Raw genomic sequence first — 20,982 nt, forward strand, 5'->3', positions numbered from 1 at the left:
CTCTTCAGGATTGACGGTGCGTGAAACAGGTTCTATCGACCACAAGATGTAGGTCGGATTCGCGGGTGTGAGCCGCGTGATGTGGGCGGGTCCTGTGGTGTGAAGATGAAAGCTCCTACACACTCATCCGAACACTCACAGGACCCATGACGCAGCGTAGCGCTCTTGCCGACACGATTTGCCGCACCATCGAGTTGGGGGTGACGATCACCGACGCCGCCATCGACGGCGAGGACCGTACCCACTTGTTTTGCCAGCTCCTGGACCCGAAGAAGAGCTGCCCGTCCTGCGGGCAGGCGGGTCGGCTGCGTGATCATGTCGACCGCGAGGTCGCCGATCTACCGATCGTCGGGCACCCGACCCGGCTGCACCTGACGGTGCCCCGCTACACATGCGGCAACGACGCCTGCTCGACGTCGGTGTTCCGCGCCGACCTGAGCGCGATCGTGGCCCCGCGGGCACAGGTCACCCGCCGCACCACCACCTGGATTCTGCGGTCGATGATCTGCGACAAAATGTCGGTCACCGCGGCGGCGGCCGCGGTGGGATTGAGCTGGAACACCGTCAACACCCTGGCGTGTGAGGCGGCCCGGACGCTGGCCGCAGCACCCGCACGCCTCGCCGGCGTCCGCGTTCTCGGAGTCGATGAACACAAATGGAAACATGTTCGAGGCCAGGGTGATCCGAGTTTCGTGACCGTCCTCGTCGACCTCACCCCGATCGTGGACGGCACCGGGCCGGCACGCTTGGTGGACATGGTCGCCGGCCGGTCGAAAGCCGCGTTGACCGACTGGCTCGACGCTCGCGATCAGGCGTTCCGAGATCGTATCCGGGTGGTCACGATGGACGGGTTCACCGGCTACCGCACCGCCACCGCAGAGTCCCTCGACAAGGCACGCGCAGTGATGGACCCGTTCCACGTCGTGCATCTGGCCGCGGAGAAACTCACCCTGTGTCGTCAACGAGTGCAACAGGATACGTGCGGACACCGGGGACGGTCCGGGGATCCGCTCTACGGTATCCGCCGTACCCTGCTGACCCGGATCGGGCTGCTCACCGACAAACAGAAGACCCGGCTACGCACGGGTCTGGACGCCCACGACGAGCATGTGGCGGTGGCCATCACCTACGCGATCTATCAGGACCTGATCGACGCCTATGACCAGCCGAACAAGCGGGACGGGAAGATCGCGATGTACAAGTTGCTCAAACGCATCCACACCGGCCTACCGGCCGGCCTCGCGGAGGTGGCTCAACTCGGACGGTCGTTGTGGGCCCGACGTGCCGAGATCCTCGCCTACTTCGATACCGGCGCCTCCAACGGCCCCGTCGAAGCCATCAACGGGCGCCTCGAGCACCTCCGGGGTATCGCCTCGGGTTTCGCAACCTCACCCACTACATCTTGCGGTCGCTCATCCACTCCGGCCAACTCGCAGAAAGCCTGCGCGCACTCTGAATTAGGAAGAGCCGACATACCGCTCGAGATCACGATGGAACTGGGTGGCATTCGACGGTGACGTGTCGAATTCGTACTGTTTTCCATCGACGCTGAAATTCACCGTGACGGCTTCTTTGAGCGCTTTTCCGTCGAGATCGTCGACAATGGTGACAACGGTACGACGTGCCATGATGGCCCCCTCATGATGAATGAAAATTCTCCCCGCGCGAACAATAGCATCGACTACGGGGCAGATCACACATGCGGGTTGGGTTCAACTGTTGCATTTCCCGAACAACGGTGACCCCGCTCTCCGCACACCGCCGGAACGGGTCATCGGGGCGGTGCCGCGTCGTGCCCGCGGGAGTGTACGGCCGGATCATCTCCACAGGCCGGCTCCTCACCGCGCACCGGATGGTCGTCACCGCAGCAGTCGCAGTCGTGCCCGCCGGCGGCGGGGCCGATGCGGAGGAGACCGGTCGACGAGGGCCCCGTTGTCCCCGCTCTCCCCGTTGTCCCCGTTGTTTGCGTTGTTTGCGTCACCCCGCGAGCGGGTGCCGACGGCGAACAGCAGGCGTCGTCGGGAGTGCGTACCGCCCCGACGATGACATAGTGGGCATCCCCCGCACCGACCGTCGACGTGGCCAGCCCCGGGAGCGACACGGTCCGGGCCGCCCGGATCGCATTGAGGATCACCAGCACCTCGGCGGCTTCGTGGATGAAGACGACGGTGGCGAGTCCCAGAACACCGGCGGCGGCCGGCGGGATGAGCACCACGATGATGAGCATCGCGAGAATCAGGTTCTGCACCATGATCTTTCGGGCACGACGGGCATGGGCGAGGACCTGTGGGACATGCCGGAGGTCTTCACCCATGAGTGCGACGTCGGCGGCCTCGATCGCGACATCGGTACCCATCGCCCCCATCGCGATCCCGACGTCGGCGGTCGCCAGTGCAGGTGCGTCGTTGACTCCGTCGCCGACCATCGCGATGGGCCGGCCACCGGCGAGCGTCTCGACCAGCGCCGCCTTGTCCTCGGGACGCAGGTCGGCGTGGACGACGGCGATTCCGGCCTGTTGGGCGAGCGCATGGGCGGTGCGCATGTTGTCGCCGGTCAGCATGGCGGTCTCGATACCCAGAGCGGCGATTCGTTCGACGGCCTCGGCCGCTTCGGGGCGGAGCTCGTCGCGAACCGCGACCGCGCCGATCACGGTGCCGTCGACCTCGAGGAGAACGACGGTGGCGCCGCGACCCTGAAGGCCGGCGACCTCCTCGGCGAAGGCTTCGGTACCGATCCACCCCGGTCGTCCGAGTCGGACACGGCGGCCGTCGAGCACGCCGACGATCCCGTCACCGGGCAGTGCGGTGACGTCGTCGGCGACGCGCGGACCGGACGATGATGCTGCGAGGATCGCTTGTGCCAGTGGATGTTCGCTACGGACCTCCAGTGCGGCTGCGGTGGCGAGCACGTCGTCCTCGGTCACCGGATCGGCCGCGAGGACGGCGATCACCCGAGGTGTGTTGCAGGTCAGCGTGCCGGTCTTGTCCAGGGCGACGACGCGGATCCGGCCGAGTTCTTCGAGTGCGGCGCCACCTTTGACCAGCGCTCCCTGCCGGCCGGCCGCTCCGACGGCCGCGACCACCGTCAATGGCACCGCAATGGCCAGGGCACAGGGTGAGGCGGCGACGAGTACCACCAGTGCCCGTTCGATCCACACCATCGGGTCACCGACGAGCGCGCCGATCCCGGCCACCGCACCGGCGAGCACCATGATGATCGGCACGAGCGGGCGTGCGAGAGTGTCGGCCAGTCGTTGCGCACGACCCTTGCGCTCCTGGGCTTCCTCGACGATGTGCACGATCCGGGCCAGCGAACTGTCCGATGCCGGCGCGGTGACATCGACCTCGATGGCGCCACCGCCGTTGATCGCCCCGGCGTGGACCTCGTCACCGGGCGCCGCCTCCACCGGCACCGACTCCCCGGTGATCGCCGACAGGTCGAGACTGGTGACACCGGTGCGGATCACACCGTCGGTGGCCGCACGTTGGCCCGGGCGCAGCACCATCACGTCCCCGACCCGGAGATCGTCTGGTGCCACCTGTGTCTCGACGCCGCCACGCAGCACCGACGCCGACGGCGGCACCAGCGCCAGCAAGGCACGTAGACCTCGTCGGGTCTTGGTCACGGCGTGATGTTCGAGCCCCTCGGCGACGGAGAACAGGATTCCCAGCATGGCCGCTTCGGCGTACTGCCCCAAGGCGATCGCCCCGATCGCGGCGATCGTCATCAGCGTGCCCACCCCGATGTACCGGTGACGCACCAGGGCGATCACCGCCGACGGCACGAAGGACAGAAACGCGATCACCGCCCCGGCGATCTCCAGTCCCGCCGACACACCCGTCGTACCAGCACGTCCGAGGAGTAGACCTACGGCCAGCAACACCGCGGCAACGGTCGCGTACTGCAGCTCACGGACCTGCCAGAATCGTTCGCCGCGGCCGTCCTCGCCGAGATCGGCTCCTCCTCGATCGTCGGCAGCCCCTGGACCGCAACATGTTTCGGACATCATCGACCGCCACGATCGTCGGGCCGGCGAGACACCGGCACGCGCCCAGACCGGCCGGTACCCATCAGCAACACCCGTCGGTCGACGATGTGGGACAGCAGGCCGGGTCCACTGCCAGCACCAGCCCCTGCAGGTCGTCGAGCGCACGCGCGATACGGGGATCGGCGAGCTCGTATCGACTCCGCCGTCCTTCCGGTACTGCGACCACCAGTCCACACCCACGTAGGCACGCGAGGTGGTTCGACAGGATCTGCCGGGAGACGCCGATCGCATCGGCGAGCTCCGCCGGGTACCCCGGCCGCTCGCGCAGCGACACCAGGACCTTGGTCCGGGTCGAATCCGACAGCGCATGACCGAACCGGGTCAGGGCGTCCAGGCCGAGTGTGTCGTCCACATCTCGGATAGTACATCCGATTCTGTACCGACGAATGGGTTCGATGCTCCCCGGGCAGCCTCAGGCCCACCGGGACCATTCGATGTCGGTTCGCCTTCGAGGGGCGGATTCGAGTTCGTGAGGATCGAAGACCACCCCACCGGCCGGCCGGCCGGGACGTACCTTCAGGCCGCGCCCACCCACGGGTCGGCGAAAAAGCAACAGGCCCGGTTCTCTCATCGAGAACCGGGCCTGCGCGGTGGTAGCGGGGACAGGATTTGAACCTGCGACCTCTGGGTTATGAGCCCAGCGAGCTACCGAGCTGCTCCACCCCGCGTTGGTGAATAGAACGTTACACGCCCGATGCGCACTCTCCAAAACGGCTGGTGAAGCCCGTAAATCGCCGACCCGACCCCCTGGCGCCCATGCATTTACATATGTAAACTTTTTTCCATGCGTAAACCAGAAACGGCTCCCAGGAGACGAAGATCACGAGATCTCCTCGTCGGTGCGGTCGGCGAACTGCTCGATGCGCACGAACCCGACCAGATCACGATCACCGACGTCGTCAACCACGCATCCGTCACCCGTCCGACGTTCTACGCGATCTTTCCCGACCTGCCCTCGGCGTTCGCCGAGGCCGCCCTCACCCGGATGGCCGACGCCTTCGCGGGCGAGTCCGTCGTCGACGTCCCCGCTGCGCAGCGACCCGAGGTGATGCTCGGTGCCATCACGCGCATCCTGACGCGCCTGGAGGCCGACGCCGGGTTCTACGCCCGTGTGGTGAACGGCCACGGCGCGCACCGCGTGCAGACGCAGGCCATCGCCTTCCTCGCCGACGAGTTGCTCACCAACACCCCGGTCTCACGCGCACTCCGTACCGGCCCGCTGCCGGCCGAGACGTCGGCGACGGCGCTCGCGGCCGGGGTGACCTGGATCGGTCTGCGGTGGCTCACCTCGAACCCGCGAGAGCCGGTCGGCGACATGGCCGTCGAACTCCGCGACCTGGTCCTGCGGACCGTGGTCGGCGGGCTCGGCTCCCCCGCCACCCGGCCGGCCCCCGACAACACCGAAGCCCCACAGATCCAGGACCACCCCGAAACCCCAGAGAGCGAAGGACTCACATGATCAAGGTCGACCACTCACTCCGCCGACAACGACGCGCCGCCCGCGACGCGCTCCGCAACGCCGGGACCCTCGCCTTCAAACCGGTCTCGTCCGCCCAGTGGACCGACGTGTCGGTCTCGCGCCGGGGCGCGATCCGCGTGCGAATCCAGCACGACGACATCGCCGGTGTCACACCGGAGATGACCCAGTGGTGGTTCGAGAACATGGCCGGCACCACCACCTGGAACGGCGTCGACTTCACCGGCCCCGAGGTCTTGTACTACCACCTGTGGCATCACCGCGACCACATCCGGATCACACCGCTCACCGACGCCCCGGACGGCACACCCAACACCGGCTTCCGCGTGGGCGCCCTGTCGCGAATCGACGAGCAGTTCAACGACTACCGCGATCGCATCCACCAGGTGATGCGCACCACCCGCCTGGACTCCACCGAGTTCACCTTCGACATCCTCGGTCCCGCACACATCCCCGCCGGCTACATCATCCATCGATACGCACCGGTGGACGGCGGTGTGAGCTTCTATGCCGAGACGGTCATCGACGTCCGGGTGCCGATCCTGGGACCGGTACTGAACTGGCTGGTACGGCCGTTCCTGTTCTCCCGGGCGACCGCCGACCACTGGATCCGCCACAACATCGAGGAGACCGGTCGCACGGCCGACATCCTGCCCGCGATCCATGCAGCCGCCCACGCACCCGCGCGAACGTGATCCCCGCTCACGCCTGTGATCCCAGACACGGTGCCCAGCAACGGTTCTGGTGAAAGCAAGAAACCCGCCCGGTTTCCCGGGCGGGCTTCTTCGTTGGTAGCGGGGACAGGATTTGAACCTGCGACCTCTGGGTTATGAGCCCAGCGAGCTACCGAGCTGCTCCACCCCGCGTTGGTGAACACAACGTTACAGGGTCGTTGTCCGCCAATGCAAATCGCCCTCGGGAGAGTGCGTGATCAGCGAAAACGCCTGTGGCCGTGAACACATCCAACATGGGCAGGATCAGTTCCCACCCTGCGATTCGTACTGCTGAACCGCCTTGTTGAGCTGGTCGAGCGCCTGACCGTAGGCGGTGAAGTCACCCTTGGTCTGTGCGTCCTTGAGCTTGTCGAGGGCATCGCCGATGGCCTTCACCGCGGCGTCGCGCTGCGGGTTGGTGCCCGACGGCTGACTCGGTGTCGCGGGTGTCGCCGGCTGCTCGGTCTGACCGTCGCTGCCGTCGGACTCGTCGTTCTCACCGATCGGGATCTGCGCGGCACTGCTCGGGTTGATCCCGACCTGTGCCAGCGCCTCGGCCGTCGTCGGCGCGTACCCGACGCGGCCCTCATACCGTGTGATCACACGGAACAGCCGCGGATAGGTGGCCTCGACGCCCTTGGCCTGCGCATACATCGGGACGACGTAGAGCACGCCGTTGTCACCCACCGGCAGCGTCAGCAGGTTGCCGAACGTCACCGTCGCGGTGTTCTCCAGGCTCTTTCTGCTCTCGGCGACGCGGGAGTCGGTCTGCATCGGGTTGAACGCCTGCTTCGGACCCTCACGCTGGGTGTTGGGCGGCAGTTCCTGGACCGTGATCTGGCCGTAGGTGGACGGATCACTGGACACCGTCACATAGGCCGCGAGGATCGGACGGTTCAGTCGGGTCAGCACCGACGTCAGCTGGAACGAGGCCTGACCGTCCTTGGGGCTGGCCGCCACGAAGTAGTACGGCGGCTGATCGAGATTGCGCGCCGTGGCGTCGTCGGAGGTCGGATCCGAGGGCACCGACCAGAAGTCGTTGGCCTGGAAGAAGGTCTCCGGCGAGCTGACGTGGTAGCGGCTGAGCAGGGTCCGCTGGATCTTGAACAGATCCTCCGGGTAGCGCAGGTGCTCGACGAGGGACTTGTTGGCATCGAGTTCCGAGCGCGGCTTCACCGAACCGGGGAACACCTTCATCCAGGTGCTGAGCACCGGATCGTCCTTGTCGAACTGATACAGGGTGACCTCACCGCTGTAGGCGTCGACGGTGGCCTTCACCGAGTTGCGGACATAGGCCACATCGCGGTTGACCTGCACGCGCCCGGTCTCACCCTGATTGGTGTTCTGCGCGTCGTTGGTCGCATCCTGCAGCGATGTCTTCTGCGCATACGGGTACGAGTCGAGGGTGGTGTAGCCGTCGACGATCCACTTGATCGACCCGTCGGCCAACACGGCCGGGTAGGCCTTGGTGTCGACGGTCAGCCACGGTGCGACCTGCTTGACGCGGTCCCGGGGATCACGGTTGTACAGGATCCGCGAGTTCGAGTTGATCTCGCTCGACAGCAGGAAGTTCCGCTCGGTGTACTTCACCGCGTACAGGAACCGGGTGGCCCAGTTCCCCAGCGACACACCCGACGACCCCTCGTAGGTGTACTTGGAGTCGGCGGTGTCGTACTCGCGCGGCGCACCACCGTCGGAGCCGACGATCGCATAGTCGGGATTGATCTTGGCGATCAGCTCACCGAAGTACACACGCGGCTGGGTGACCTTGATCGGCGCGTTCTTGAGGTACTCCTCGGTGCGGTAGTTGCTCAGGTCGCTGACGTAGAACAGCGGCTGGCCACCACCCTCGAAGTTCTCGTTGTCGGCCGATGCCGCCTGCGCGACGGTGTTGGCCGGCGAGGCGACGAAGCCGTTGCCGTGGGTGTAGACGAGATGCTTGTTGAGCCAGTTCTGCTGGTTCTCGCGATACCCGCGCGGGTCGAGCTCGCGGAGCGCCACCACGAAGTCCCGCAGCTGTCCGTCGATGTCGTAGCGGTCGACGGCGAGCTGCTGCGGGAAGCCGTAGAAGTTCTGCCGCTGCTGGATCTGGGTGAACGCCGGCGAGACGATGTTCGGGTCCAGGACGCGGATGTTCGACAGGGTCGCGGTGTCGGCGTTGACCGTCGCCTGGTTGACCGGGTTGCCCGTCCAGTTGCTCTGCGTGGTGACGTTGTCGGGTCCGATGCCGTACGCCTGCCGGGTCGCATCGATGTTGCGCTGGATGTACTCGGCTTCCTTCTGCGCCGCATTCGGCTTGACCGAGAACTGCTCCATGGTCAACGGCCAGCCGACGCCCATGAGCAGCGCCGAGAACAGCATCAGAACGGTGGCGATGGCCGGGATGCGCAGGTCCTTGAGCACGATGCCGGCGAAGAACGCGAGCGCACAGATGATCGCGATCGCCATCAGGATCAGCTTGGACGGCAACACGGCGTTGATGTCGGTGTAGCTGGCGCCGTTGAAGATCTCGGCCTTGCGGTCACTCGACAGCAGCGCATACCGGTCGAACCAGTACGCGACCGCCTTGAGTAGCAGGAACGTACCGGCGAGCACGGCCAGCTGGATGCGGGCGGCGTTGGTGAGCGAGCCGTTGCCCGCCCCGAGGCGCAGTCCGCCGAAGAGGTAGTGCGTGATCAGGTTCGCGATGAAGGCGATCACCACGATCACGAACAGGAAGTTGAGGACGAACCGGATGAACGGCAGCTCGAACGCGTAGAAGCTGATGTCCATCCCGAATTGTGGATCGGTCACCCCGAAGCTGGTGGAGTGCAGGAACGTCTGCACGGTGATCCACGACCCCTGGGCGACCAGACCGGCGAGCAGCCCGATCAGCACCGGCGGCACGATGCCGAACCAGCGCACACGCCCCATGATCGACGCCCGGTACCGGGCCAGCGGATCGTTGGGTCCGGTCGTCGGCACGAACACCGGCCGCGACCGATAGGCCAGCGCGATGGCACCGAAGATGATCACCCCGACGATCAGCGCGGTGATCAGGAACAACAGCACCCGCGTCCACACGATCGTGGAGTAGACGTTGGAGTACCCCAGATCGGAGAACCACAGCCAGTCCGTGGCGATCCCGACGAAACGCGGACCGACCAACAGAATGATCAGCAGCACCACCCCTATACCGATGGCGATCTTGCTCTTGCGCGACAGTGTCGGCAATCCTGCCGGCCCGCGTACGCCCACCTGACCCACTCTCCAAAATGCTCAATCCGGACATGATCCGGTGCGCCGGTCACTCACCGATGCGAGTTTGGCACCACTGTACTGGGCGCCACAGTCACCCCGGCGACCTCATCGGACACCACTGTGTGCTGCGTCTCATCCGACAACGTGGCCGGGTGCGTCCCGGTTCCCGCGACCCGCCGGATGGCCGGGCCCGGATGCGGGCACGCCGACGGCGGACACGAAGATGGTCGGCCGCACGTGGTCGGGCATGTCCGGCAGGGCATCATGTGGGGTGATGAGCGATCTGACCGCCCCCCGGAGCCCCTTCTCCCCCGACGACCTCGGCCGTGCCCTCGCCGACGCCCTGCGCTTCGCCTCGTCCACCGACGGCATCCCGAGCGCCGAGGTCACCCGCGCACCGCAGGTGTTCGCGCTGGTGCCGACCGCACTGCTGGCACAGTTGCAGCCCGATCTGGTCTCCGCCGACGACGACTCGTCGCTCAGCCCGATCGCCGAGGAACCACTGCCCACGACCGCGGTGTCCGAGCCGCATGCGGTGCTCGAGGAGTTCCTCGCGACCGCGTCGTGGCCCGATGCGGTGGCCGGGGCGGCCGTCGTCGTCGACATCCTGATGCTGCCCCCGGATGCGCGACCCGATCTGCCCACCGCCGACGACTCGTCGCCGATCGCCCTGCGCTCGGCGGCCACCACACATCCCGACAGCCGGCCGGCCCGACTCGCCGTGGGCGCGCTGCGCCACGGCCGCAGCCTGGCGCTGGTGGAACTGTGGTCGGACGAGGGCATCCCCGAACGACGCACCCATCCCGACCTCGCCGGCGACCTCCAGGAAGCGCTGGCCGCCTCGCTCGACGGCTGATCTGACCCGGACCCGACCCGCCGGCGGTTCAGGAACGCCAGGGTTCAGGAACGCCAGGTGGTTCGGGAACGTCGGGCTCCGGACGTCAGCAGTGCGGGGCGTCCCTGCCCTCGCCGATCGCATCGAGCGCGTCGACGGCCGACTGCAGTGACGTCACCTTGACCAGTTGCAGTCCGTCCGGGGCGTCCGAGTCGGCCTCGGCACAGTTGTCCGCGGGCACCAGGAACACGGTGGCCCCGTTGTCGCGGGCGGCACGGGTCTTGTGGGTGACGCCGCCGATCGGCCCCACCTCGCCGGTGTCGCTGATGGTGCCGGTGCCGGCGATGAACTTGCCGCGGGTGAGCGAGCCGGTGCTGAGCTGGTCGACCACCGACAGCGAGAGCATCAGTCCCGCCGACGGTCCGCCGATGTCCCCGACGTGGTAGTCGATCTGCACATTCGGGTCGGCACTGCGCACCTCCGGGGTGACGCCGAGGTAGGCGACGTCGGTGGTGCCCGGACGCGTGCCGGTGGTGACGGTGACCGTCTGCGCGGTTCCCTCGCGGACGATCGCGACCGGGATCTGCTGGTCGGGATGCAGTTTCGCGATCGTCGTGCGCACGTCCTCGGCGGTGGTGACCGCCTTGCCGTCGACCGACACGATCACATCCCCGGTCTTCAGCACCTTGCCGGCCGGGCCGCTCGGTTCGACGTAGGCCGCGACCAATGCCGTCGGGCGCTGCAGGAAGCGCAATGCGGCCGCGGTGGCGGTGCTCTCCGAGTTGCTCATCTGGTCGAGGTTCTGCTGCCGGGTCTGCTCGGTGGTCTGTCCCGGCGGGTACACCGTCTCGCGGGGCTGCACCGAGTAGGTCCCCGACATCCACATCCCGATCGCCTGGAACAGCGACAGCCCGTCGGACACACCGACGGTGGTGAGGTTGAGGTGACCATCGGTCTTGTCGACCTGGGTCCCGGTGATCTCCACGACGGGGACCTCACGGCCGTTGTCGTCGATGGTGCCCAGGGTGTTGACCGTCGGACCGGGACCGAGCGCCACGAACGGCACCTGCACACGGGTACCGGCGACGACGAGCACCAGCAGGATCAGGACGGTCACCGCGACGGTGACGATGCGGCGGGAGGACGGCGCCTTCATTCCGACCACCCTAACGGGCCGATGGACCTGCGCGCCCTACGCTCAAGGCGAAATCCGGGAGCACCTGGGTTGCGCGTCCGGGCGGTACCGTGGAGACATGAGCGATTTGCCCTTCGGATTCTCCTCTTCGTCCGGCGACGACGACGGCAAGGACAAGAACGCCGGCGCGAGCGGAGACGGCGGCCCCGGCAACACCGGCCCGCAGAACCCGTTCGGGTTCGGCGGCGCGGGCTTCGACCCGTCGGCCGGTCTCGATCCGTCGGCGCTGGGACAGATGTTCAGCCAGCTCGGCCAGATGTTCAGCGGCATGGGCACCTCGATGAGCGGGTCCGGCGCGGCCGGACCGGTGAACTACCAGCTCGCCGCCAATCTGGCCCGCCAGCAGATCGGCAACTTCACGCCGGTGCTCGAGAAGGAGAACAAGGCCGTCGCCGACGCCGTGCGCCTGGCCGACGTCTGGCTCGACGACGTGACCACCTTCCCCGGCGGGGTCAGCAAGGCCGTCGCCTGGACTCCGGTGCAGTGGCTCGACGAGACCCTGCCCACCTGGAAGGGCCTGTGCAATCCGGTGGCCACCCAGCTGGCCGGGACGTGGCAGCAGAACCTACCGCCCGAGGCCGCGCAGTTCGCCGGACCGATGATGGGCATGCTCACCCAGATGAGCGGGATGGCCTTCGGCACCCAGCTCGGCCAGGGGCTCGGGCAGCTCGCCAAGGAGGTGCTCACCTCCACCGACGTCGGCCTGCCGCTGGCCCCCGAGGGTGTGGCGGTGCTGCTGCCGGAGGCGATCGCCACCTTCGCCGACGGCCTGGGCCTGCCCGCGCAGGAGATCATCGTCTTCCTCGCCGCCCGGGAGGCCGCGCACGTGCGGCTGTTCACGCACGTGCCGTGGCTGCGGCAGCGACTGCTGTCGACGGTCGAGGAGTACGCCCGCGGGATCAGCATCGACTTCTCCGGCATCACCGACATGACCGCCAACATCGATCCCACCGAGCTGTTCTCCGACCCGTCCAAGCTGGAGGAGCTGATCAGTTCGTCGGCGACCTTCGAGCCCACCACCACCCCCGAACAGAAGGCCGCCCTCGACCGCCTCGAGACGCTGTTGGCCCTGATCGAGGGCTGGGTGGAGAACGTTGTGACCCAGGCACTCTCGGATCGCATCCCGAGTACGTCGGCGCTCGTGGAGACCATGCGCCGACGCCGTGCGTCGGGCGGACCCGCCGAGCAGACCTTCGCCACCCTCGTCGGTCTCGAGCTGCGTCCGCGCAAGTCGCGGGAGGCGGCCGCCCTGTGGCGCTCGCTGTTCGAGGCCACCGACGTCGCCACCCGGGACAAGGTCTGGGAACATCCCGACCTGCTCCCCGACGCCGACGACCTCGACAACCCGGCCCGCTTCGTCGAACGGTTCATCGGCGGCGACTCCGAGATCGACTCGGCCATCGCCGAATTGGAGAAGTCGCTCGCCGCCGAGGCCGAGCGGGATTCGGCGGCAGACGATTCTGCCGACAAGTCCGACGAGTCCGATGATCCCGACGACACGCCGGGCGATCCCGGCCGCTGATCACACCCCTTGTGGATAACCGCCACGACGGCCTCGGACCGGCCGTCGGGGTGGCACAGTGGCCCCATGGATCCTGGAACATCGCAGCATCCCGGATCTCCACCTCATCCGGGGACAGGACGGCATCCGAGGGCGGTATCCGGTAGTCGCCTGCCGGTGATCGCCGACGGCGTCCCGATCCTGGTGCGCCCGGACAATCGGGTACACATCGGTGGCGATCCGCAGACCGGGCTGGTCCTGGAACTGCCGGAGTCGGCGTCGGGTCCCAAGGTCGCGGCCCTGCTCGGGTCGCTGCGTGAACCACGCACGCGCACCGAGGTCTTCGCCGAACTCGTCGACGCCGGGCTGACCCGCGCCGAGCTCGACACGATCCTCGCGCAACTCCTCGCGGCCGGGAAGGCGTCACACTCGGCGTTCACCCGGCCGTCGACCGAGCGGCTGCGTATCCGGGTCCACGGAACCGGCCCGCTCACCCGGCTGCTCGCCACCACACTGGCCGACGCCGGGTTCGTCGTGACGCACACCGTCCGCCGGCCCGCGCACCGCGATGCGCCCTCCCCACGGACCAACCTGGTGGTCCTCACCGACCATCTCGCACACGAGTCGTGGCTCGTCGACCGGCTGATGGCCGACCGTGTCCCACACCTGCAGGTCCGTCTGCGCGACGGGGTGGGGCTTCTCGGTCCGCTGGTCCTGCCCGGGCTGTCGAGTTGCCTGGCATGCGCCGATCGACACCGCACCGACCGCGATCCCGAGTGGCCGGTGCTGCGCGGCCAGCTGACCGGGGTGGCCGGCAATGCCGGCGACCCGATCACCCGGATGACCGCGGCGCTCGCGCACGATCAGATCGACCGGCTCGCGAGCGCATTGGCCGTCGGCGCATCCGAACCCCCGTATCTGCTCGGTCGGGTGATCGAGGTGCACGGTTCCCCGCCACGCCTGTCGAGCACCGTGTGGCCGCGGCATCCGCTGTGTCCGTTTGCCTGCGGGACCCCTTCGGCGTCGGGTACACCTCCGGCTCGCGTCGCGGGCGGTCATCTATCCTGAGGGAGGGAAAGGACACTATGACCGACATCACGCGGGGGCAAGGTCGCCGGAACGCCAAGCTCGTCTCGCTGCCGATCGGCATGGCCGGACGTGCGGCGGCCGGACTCGGGAAACGAATGGTCGGCAAAGACCGGGACGAGATCAACCAGGAGCTCCTGGAGAAGTCCGCCGATCAGCTGTTCGCCGTTCTCGGCGAGCTCAAGGGCGGCGCCATGAAGGTCGGCCAGGCCATGTCGATCATGGAGGCGGCGATCCCCGACGAGTTCGGTGAACCGTTCCGCGAGGCGCTCACCAAACTGCAGGCGGAGGCACCCCCGCTGTCGGCGCCCAAGGTGCACAAGGTGCTCGACCAGCAGCTCGGCACCAAGTGGCGGCAACGGTTCCGCGACTTCTCCGACGAGCCGGCCGCCGCAGCGAGCATCGGTCAGGTACACAAGGCGGTGTGGTCCGACGGCCGTGAGGTGGCCGTCAAGATCCAGTACCCGGGCGCCGACCACGCCCTCAAGGCCGACCTCAAGACCTTGTCGCGGATGTCCGGGCTGATCCAGAAACTCTCCCCCGGCACCGACGTGAAGTCGATGATGGACGAGCTGATCGACCGCACCGAGGCCGAGCTCGACTATCTCGGCGAGGCCGACAACCAGCGGGCCTTCGCCAAGGCCTTCGACGGCGACCCCGACTTCGTCATCCCCAAGGTGGTCGCCAGTTCACCCAAGGTGATCGTCTCCGAATGGCTCACCGGCACCCCGCTGTCGAAGATCATCACCGGCGGCGACAAGCCCACCCGTGACCGCGCGGCCGCCCTCATGTCGACCTTCGAGGTGAGCTCCCCGTTCCGGGTGGGCCTGCTGCACGGCGATCCGCATCCGGGCAACTTCTTCATCGCCGACGACGGCCGGTTCGGCGTCCTCGACTTCGGCGCCGTCGGCCACTATCCCAACGGACTACCGCCGGAGACCGGCCCGATCCTGCGGCTCGCGCGCGACAAGGAGTACGACGAACTCAAGGCACACATGGTGGATGCCGGGTTCATCCTGCGCACCCAGGTCGACAAGGTGTCGGCGACCGACATCGAGGCCTACCTCAAGGCCTATGTGGATCCGCTGTACACCGAGTCGTTCCACTTCACCCGCAAGTGGTTGCAGCGCGCGGCCGGCAGGGCCACCGATGTGCGCGGCGACGTGTACAAGACCTCACGGCATCTGAACGTGCCCAAGCAGTACGTGATGGTGTTCCGGGTACTCGCCGGGTGCGTCGGCATCGCCGCACAGCTCGACGCCGAGGCCCCGTACCGCGGGATCATGGAGCAGTGGGTGCCCGGTCTGGCCTGACCGACCCCACCGGCGGCACGGCACGGCACGAACACCGACACAACGCGCACGAACACGACGGACACCGGCCGTCCCCGAACGGATTCGGGGACGGCCGGTGTCGTCGTCAGGCCGCATTCTTGCGCGGACGGCCACGGGGACGCTTGCGGGCGATCACCGCGCCGTGGTCGAAGATCTCGCCGCCCCACACACCCCACGGCTCGGCTCGATCGAGCGCGGCCTGCAGGCACTGGGCCTTGAGTGGGCAGTCACCACAGAAGGCCTTGGCCCGCTCCAGGTCACGGGGATCCTCGGCGAACCACAGGTCGGCGTCACCGGCCTGGCAGGGCAGATCGGTCGATCGGGACACCGAAAGCGGTGCAGCAGAAGAATATTCGTTGGCAGAGCACTCATCGGTGCGGGTACGGCCGACCGACGCCACACGGTCGGCCACGGTACTCGGTTCGAGAACGCAGTCGGTTGTCATTACCTCTCCACCTCTGTCGGATTCATCGGGTTCACGTGACCCGAGCCGTTTGTGGTGGAGTCCTGCCCCGAATCGACGAGATGTCGGGGAGATCAGACCAGAAAGGCCACGGGTTCGCGGTTGCGATTGCCCCGTGGCCGGAAATCTGACGCGGTCAGCGTCTGGATCTGCGGTGTGTCACAGGGAATCGCGGGATAGCTCGGGCCGGCGCGGGCGACGCGGCGGCGTTCGCGGGTTCGGACAGCGCGATCGCTGCCGATGCCGGTTGTGCGGCATCGGCGCGATGCTCGCCGAGCGACAGGCACTCGTCGACACGCCAGGAGCGGTCGCGAGCGATGGTGCCCACCAGGCTGCCGCCGGCGGCATTGCTGCCGACGACATTGCGCTTGTCACCGAAAACGATTGTGTTCACTGCTTCCACTCCTTTCCGATCTCGTCTGCTTCTCATCCGCGGGGGCCGTGTGGCACACGTTCACCCAACCCCGTGGTCGACTGTGCGTCCCAGACTAAGCCCGCCCGCACAATCGGCACAACCTATTTTTGACCTGCGTTTTTGACGATGGAGATGACTTCCTCGCCGTACTCCTCGAGCTTGGCCGCCCCGATTCCCGGGATCGCGACGAGCCCGCGGGCGTCGGTGGGTCCCTGCTCGGCGATGGCGAGCAGGGTCTTGTCGGAGAACACGACGAACGCCGGCACACCCTTGCTCTGCGACCGTTCGCGCCGCCAGTCCTTGAGCGCGACCAGCAGATCCTCGTCCAGATTCGACGGGCAGGTGTCACACCGGCCGAGCAGGGTGGCGGTGGTCCCCGACAGCCGCGACCCGCACACCCGGCAGGTGGGCCCGCGTTTGGGTTTGCGTTCGGAGCCGCCGCGCGCCGCCGGTGCGGGTTCGGGGGCCAGCCCCGACAGGAACCGGGAGCGGCGTCGGGCACGACCGCCCTCGTTGCGGGCCGTCGCCCAGGAGATCTGCAGGTGGACACGGGCGCGGGTGATGCCGACGTAGAACAGCCGGCGTTCCTCCTCGACCTGTTCCGGGGACCCCTTGATGGCCTGCGAGATCGGCAGTGAACCCTCGGTCAGACCCACCAGGAACACCGCATCCCACTCCAGACCCTTCGCCGCGTGCAGGGACGAGAGGGTGACTCCCTGCACGGTGGGTGGGTGCCGCGCCTCCGACCGGACCTGCAGCTCCCGAACCAGTTGCACGAGAGTCAGTTCCGGGTTCTCGGCGACCATGTCGTCGGTCAGCTCGACCAATGCCTGCAACGACTGCCACCGCGCCCGGGCCTGCGCACCCGACGGCTCCTCCTCGGTCAGCCCGAGTTCGACGAGGACCGCGCGCACCGCGGTCGGCACCTCGACACCGTCGCGCAGCCCGCGCTCGGCGACCTGGGCGAGCTGCCGCATCGCCTGCCGCACCTCGGTGCGGGTGAAGAATGCCTCACCGCCCCGCACCTGGTACGGGACACCGGCCTCGGTGAGCGCCTGCTCGTGATTCTCCGACTGCGCGTTGACGCGGTAGAGGATCGCGATCTCCGACGGTTCCACACCGCTGTTGACCAGCCGTTTGATCTGGGCGGCCACCAGACGGGCCTCCATCGGCTCGTCGTCGTACTCCTCGAAGGACGGCTCGGGGCCGTCGGGGCGCTGACCGATCAGCTCCAGGCGGGTGCCGGCGATCCGGCCCCGTGCCGCCCCGATCGCCCGGTTGGCCAGACTCACCACCTGCGGGGTGGACCGGTAGTCGCGGACCAGACGGACCATGGTCGCCTCCGGGAAGCGCCGCGGGAAGTCCAGCAGGAAGTCGGCCTTGGCGCCGGTGAACGTGTAGATGGTCTGGTTGGCGTCCCCGACGACGGTGAGATCGTCGCGCTCGCCGAGCCAGGCGTTGAGCAGTCCCTGCTGCACCGGGGTGACGTCCTGGTACTCGTCCACCACGAAGCACCGGTACTGGGCACGGAACTCTTCTGCCACACCAGGATCCACATCGATCATCTGTGTCATGTAGATCAGCAGGTCGTCGAAGTCGAGCAGCCTGTCACCCTCCGGTGAGACCTTGCCGTCCTCGTAGGCGGCGTAGACCTTGGCGATCTGTTCCGGCGCCGACGGCGTCTCGCGCATCAGTCGGGTCGCCGCGGCCACATAGCCCTCGGGGCCGATCACCGAGGCCTTGGCCCATTCGATCTCCGACAGCAGGTCGCGCACGGTGTCGGTGGAGGTGCTCAGCCCGGCGCGCCGGGCCGCACGGGCCATCAGCGGGAACTTGTTGGTGAGCAGTTCCCAGCTGCTGTTGCCGAACACCCGCGGCCAGAAGTAGCGCAGCTGCCGCAGCGAGGCGGCGTGGAAGGTCTGCGCCGACACCGACGGCCCGGTCGCGCCGATCCCCAGCGACCGCAGACGGGTGCGCATCTCCCCTGCCGCGCGGGCGGTGAAGGTCACCGCCAGCACCTGCCCCGGATTGACCTGTCCGGTGTCGATCAGGTGCGCGATACGACGGGTGATGGTGCGGGTCTTGCCGGTCCCGGCACCCGCGAGCACACACACCGGCCCACGTGGCGCGAGAACCGCCTCACGCTGTTCGGGGTCGAGTCCGTCGAGGATGCCGTCGGCCGCTGGTCGGGATCGGGTGGGGTTCGGGCGTTCGGACACGCAATCCACTATGTCAGCCGGTCCCGACAGGACACCGGGGTGGCCTGTCGGGCATCGGCGGGCTGTGGACAGAACTCACACGCCGAGCTTGGCCTTCACCTCGGCGATCGACGGGTTGGTCGCGGTGGAACCGTCGGCATACTGCACGGTGGGCACGACGTGGTTGCCGCCGTTGACGCTGCCGACGAACTCGGCGGCCTCCGGATGCGCCTCGATGTCGATCTCGTTCCACTCGATCCCGGCGCTGCGCAGGCCGGTCTTGAGCCGGGCGCAGTATCCGCACCAGCTGGTGGTGTACATGGTCAACAGGTCGGTCGCATTCTCACTCATGCGTCCCATAACACCACTCGACGGCCGGGTGTTCCGCGCAGGGTGAACCCCGGCCCGCGTTGGGCGTGGTGGTCAGCCGTTGGCCCAGGCGGTGATCAGCGAGCGCGCGATCGAGATCGACCCGGGCAGCAGCAGCCGCCGCCCGGAATCGCCCGGCACGTCACCGTTCGTCACGTCACCGCGCACCCATTCGTCCCCACCGGCCAGTGCCTCCCGCACCTCGTCGCGATGGAACCACAGCGCGTCGCCGATCTCGCCGTCGAGGAACTGCAGCGGCTCGTCGGGATCGGCGAGCGCGGCGAAGCCGAGCATCAGCGACCGCGGGAACGGCCACGGCTGGCTGCCGAGGTAGCGGGGCTCGCGCACGGTGATGCCCACCTCCTCGTGCACCTCGCGGATCACGCACTGCTCCAACGACTCCCCGGGTTCGACGAAACCTGCGAGGGTGGAGTACCAGCGTTCGGGCCAGGTGGCCTGACGCCCCAGCAGAATCCGGTCGCCGCCGTCGTGGACGACGGTGATGATCGCCGGGTCGGTGCGCGGGAACTCGTCACGGCCGGTGTCGATGTGGCGTCGCACCCAGCCGCCCCGCGCCGGACGGGTGGGGCCACCGTCGACCGGTGAGAAGCGGGAAGTGGCGTGCCAGTTCAGGATTCCGAGCGCGGTGGCCAGCAGACCGGCCTCATCCGGGGTCAGCCGGGTGGCGCCGCGTCGAGCGTCAGCGCTGCGGCCGGTGACCTCGTCGACGCGTCGGGTCCACAGATCGGTGTCGATGTGGGCGAGGAACACCGCGTCCTCGGGCGGGGCGTCGGCGATGTCGGTCGCCGGTGCCCACGCCAGCGAACCGTCCTCGTTGATCGGGTAGCGTCCGGCACCGTCGATGTCGAGGACCCGGGCGGTCGACCAGCCCGACACCATCCGGCCGGGGTCGTCGCGGATCTCGTCGGCACGGTCGTAGGAGGCGCGGGACAACAGCGGCGGCTGATCGAAGACGAAGGAACCCATGTGATGTGTTCTACCCTGTCGCCGATCCCCGCGGAACCTCTACTCCGACGAGCCCTTGCGGACATACAGCAGGCGGTCGCCCACCTCGATCTGTTCCACCGCACTGTCGTCGACACGGTGCAGCACCCCGGCGCGGACCACGCCGAGGACGATGTCGCGGGTGTGTGCCGGTGACCCGCCGGTCTCGGTGGGATCGACCTCGCGCTCGGCGATCGCATACCCGGCATCCGGGGTGAGGAGGTCCTCGATCACCTCCACCACCGACGGTGTCATGGTCGCGATACCCAGGAGGCGGCCTGCGGTCTCCGACGACACCACCACCGAGTTGGCGCCGGACTGGCGCATCAGGTGGGTGTTCTCCGACTCGCGGATCGACGCGACGATCTTGGCCGTCGAGTTCAGTTCGCGGGCGGTGAGGGTGGCCAGCACGGCGGTGTCGTCACGGTTGGCGGCCACCACGATGCTGGCCGCATGGGCCACGCCGGCCAGCCGCAGCACGTCGGATTTGGTGGCGTCGCCGCGGACGGTCACCAGGCCGTCGGACTCGGCCGCCTCGAGCACCGCCGGATTGGAGTCGACGATGACGATGTCGGCGGGCTTGATGCCGTCACCGATCATCGCGTCCACCGCGGTGCGGCCCTTGGTGCCGTACCCGATGACCACAGTGTGATTGCGCAAGCCGTTCCTCCAGCGTTGGATCTTGAGCGCCTGCCGCGACCGTTCGGTGAGCACCTCGAGGGTGGTACCGATCAACACGATCAGGAACAGGACGCGCAGCGGGGTGATGATCAGCAGGTTCATCAGCCGGGCCGATGGGCTGACCGGCGTGATGTCACCGTAGCCGGTGGTCGAGAGGGTGACCGCCGAGTAGTAGAGCGAGTCGAGGAACGACAGCTGATCGCCCTGGACGTCGCGGTAGCCACCACGATCGAGGAAGACGACGACCGCGGTGAAGAACAGTGCGACGACGGCGAAGATCACCCGGCGGCCGATCGCCCGGCCCGGGCTCTGCCGCAGCTCCGGGATCCGGATGACCCCGACGAGCGCGTAGTCGGGGCCCTCGGAGAGGTCGTCCCGGCGCAGCCGTCGGCGTATCGCACCGCGAGATCTCATCGGGGGTA

General features: G+C 67.7%; 17 protein-coding genes, 2 tRNA genes and 1 pseudogene. 7 read left to right on the plus strand and 13 right to left on the minus strand.

Annotation, left to right across the window (positions count from 1 at the left end; translation table 11 throughout):
- Positions 1 to 146: 146 nt before the first annotated feature.
- Positions 147 to 1,456 (plus strand): annotated as a pseudogene (locus tag GD1_RS17585) (ISL3 family transposase).
- A 1-nt stretch (position 1,457) separates the two neighbouring features.
- Here the strand turns inward: GD1_RS17585 and GD1_RS24385 are convergent.
- From GD1_RS24385 to GD1_RS17600, 4 genes are all read right to left on the minus strand, one after another.
- On the minus strand, positions 1,458 to 1,628 hold the full coding sequence (locus GD1_RS24385; protein WP_083534339.1) for an Lsr2 dimerization domain-containing protein: 171 nt from the start codon (positions 1,626 to 1,628) through the stop codon (positions 1,458 to 1,460).
- A 143-nt stretch (positions 1,629 to 1,771) separates the two neighbouring features.
- Positions 1,772 to 4,006, minus strand: a complete 2,235-nt coding sequence (locus GD1_RS17590) for a heavy metal translocating P-type ATPase (protein ID WP_083534344.1) — start codon at positions 4,004 to 4,006, stop codon at positions 1,772 to 1,774.
- Between the two features lie 64 nt (positions 4,007 to 4,070).
- Entirely contained in the window at positions 4,071 to 4,400 is a 330-nt protein-coding gene (locus GD1_RS17595) for an ArsR/SmtB family transcription factor (protein ID WP_020792669.1), read from the minus strand.
- 239 nt (positions 4,401 to 4,639) lie between these two features.
- Positions 4,640 to 4,716: transfer RNA gene (locus GD1_RS17600), tRNA-Met, on the minus strand.
- Between the two features lie 116 nt (positions 4,717 to 4,832).
- Between GD1_RS17600 and GD1_RS17605 the strand changes: the two genes are divergently transcribed.
- Together GD1_RS17605 and GD1_RS17610 are read left to right on the plus strand one after the other, a co-directional pair.
- Positions 4,833 to 5,507 carry a TetR/AcrR family transcriptional regulator gene (locus tag GD1_RS17605; protein ID WP_152972848.1) on the plus strand — a complete coding sequence of 225 codons (675 nt, stop codon included), beginning with the start codon at positions 4,833 to 4,835 and terminating at the stop codon, positions 5,505 to 5,507.
- Positions 5,504 to 6,220, plus strand: coding sequence for a hypothetical protein (locus tag GD1_RS17610; protein WP_059038583.1), 717 nt, complete (start codon positions 5,504 to 5,506; stop codon positions 6,218 to 6,220). The genes GD1_RS17605 and GD1_RS17610 overlap by 4 nt, the downstream gene beginning before the upstream one ends.
- Before the next feature lie 94 nt (positions 6,221 to 6,314).
- Here GD1_RS17610 and GD1_RS17615 read toward each other — a convergent pair.
- Both GD1_RS17615 and GD1_RS17620 read right to left on the minus strand, forming a co-directional pair.
- Positions 6,315 to 6,391, minus strand: a tRNA-Met gene (locus GD1_RS17615).
- Positions 6,392 to 6,502: 111 nt separating this feature from the next.
- The gene (locus GD1_RS17620; protein WP_053778107.1) at positions 6,503 to 9,484 is read right to left on the minus strand and encodes a UPF0182 family protein; all 2,982 of its coding nucleotides are present in this window, start codon (positions 9,482 to 9,484) and stop codon (positions 6,503 to 6,505) included.
- A gap of 268 nt (positions 9,485 to 9,752) precedes the next feature.
- Between GD1_RS17620 and GD1_RS17625 the strand changes: the two genes are divergently transcribed.
- A complete protein-coding gene (locus tag GD1_RS17625; protein ID WP_059038585.1) occupies positions 9,753 to 10,334 on the plus strand; it encodes a PPA1309 family protein in 582 nt (193 codons plus the stop codon).
- An 85-nt stretch (positions 10,335 to 10,419) separates the two neighbouring features.
- Here GD1_RS17625 and GD1_RS17630 read toward each other — a convergent pair whose 3' ends face one another.
- Positions 10,420 to 11,469 (minus strand): YlbL family protein, encoded by a 1,050-nt coding sequence (locus GD1_RS17630; protein ID WP_053778109.1) that lies wholly within the window; start codon positions 11,467 to 11,469, stop codon positions 10,420 to 10,422.
- Positions 11,470 to 11,566: 97 nt separating this feature from the next.
- On the opposite strand from GD1_RS17630, the gene GD1_RS17635 reads away from it, so the two are divergent.
- The 3 genes from GD1_RS17635 (at position 11,567) to GD1_RS17645 (ending at position 15,408) form a co-directional block, all read left to right on the plus strand.
- On the plus strand, positions 11,567 to 13,030 hold the full coding sequence (locus GD1_RS17635) for a zinc-dependent metalloprotease (RefSeq protein ID WP_059038587.1): 1,464 nt from the start codon (positions 11,567 to 11,569) through the stop codon (positions 13,028 to 13,030).
- 66 nt (positions 13,031 to 13,096) lie between these two features.
- Entirely contained in the window at positions 13,097 to 14,077 is a 981-nt protein-coding gene (locus tag GD1_RS17640) for a hypothetical protein (RefSeq protein WP_174519071.1), read from the plus strand.
- 17 nt (positions 14,078 to 14,094) lie between these two features.
- Positions 14,095 to 15,408, plus strand: coding sequence for an ABC1 kinase family protein (locus GD1_RS17645; protein ID WP_059038589.1), 1,314 nt, complete (start codon positions 14,095 to 14,097; stop codon positions 15,406 to 15,408).
- A 106-nt stretch (positions 15,409 to 15,514) separates the two neighbouring features.
- Here GD1_RS17645 and GD1_RS17650 read toward each other — a convergent pair whose 3' ends face one another.
- The 6 genes from GD1_RS17650 to GD1_RS17675 form a co-directional block, all read right to left on the minus strand.
- Positions 15,515 to 15,874 (minus strand): WhiB family transcriptional regulator, encoded by a 360-nt coding sequence (locus GD1_RS17650; protein WP_059038591.1) that lies wholly within the window; start codon positions 15,872 to 15,874, stop codon positions 15,515 to 15,517.
- A 154-nt stretch (positions 15,875 to 16,028) separates the two neighbouring features.
- Positions 16,029 to 16,286 (minus strand): hypothetical protein, encoded by a 258-nt coding sequence (locus GD1_RS17655; protein ID WP_059038592.1) that lies wholly within the window; start codon positions 16,284 to 16,286, stop codon positions 16,029 to 16,031.
- A 122-nt stretch (positions 16,287 to 16,408) separates the two neighbouring features.
- Positions 16,409 to 18,526 (minus strand): ATP-dependent DNA helicase UvrD2, encoded by a 2,118-nt coding sequence (locus GD1_RS17660; protein ID WP_059038595.1) that lies wholly within the window; start codon positions 18,524 to 18,526, stop codon positions 16,409 to 16,411.
- A 75-nt stretch (positions 18,527 to 18,601) separates the two neighbouring features.
- On the minus strand, positions 18,602 to 18,865 hold the full coding sequence (locus GD1_RS24795) for a mycoredoxin (protein ID WP_020790280.1): 264 nt from the start codon (positions 18,863 to 18,865) through the stop codon (positions 18,602 to 18,604).
- Positions 18,866 to 18,928: 63 nt separating this feature from the next.
- Positions 18,929 to 19,861 (minus strand): NAD(+) diphosphatase, encoded by a 933-nt coding sequence (nudC, locus tag GD1_RS17670; RefSeq protein WP_053778112.1) that lies wholly within the window; start codon positions 19,859 to 19,861, stop codon positions 18,929 to 18,931.
- A gap of 39 nt (positions 19,862 to 19,900) precedes the next feature.
- Positions 19,901 to 20,974 carry a potassium channel family protein gene (locus GD1_RS17675; protein WP_020791650.1) on the minus strand — a complete coding sequence of 358 codons (1,074 nt, stop codon included), beginning with the start codon at positions 20,972 to 20,974 and terminating at the stop codon, positions 19,901 to 19,903.
- Positions 20,975 to 20,982: the final 8 nt, after the last annotated feature.

This window comes from Gordonia desulfuricans NBRC 100010, assembly GCF_001485495.1.
Taxonomy (GTDB): Bacteria; Actinomycetota; Actinomycetes; order Mycobacteriales; family Mycobacteriaceae; genus Gordonia; species Gordonia desulfuricans.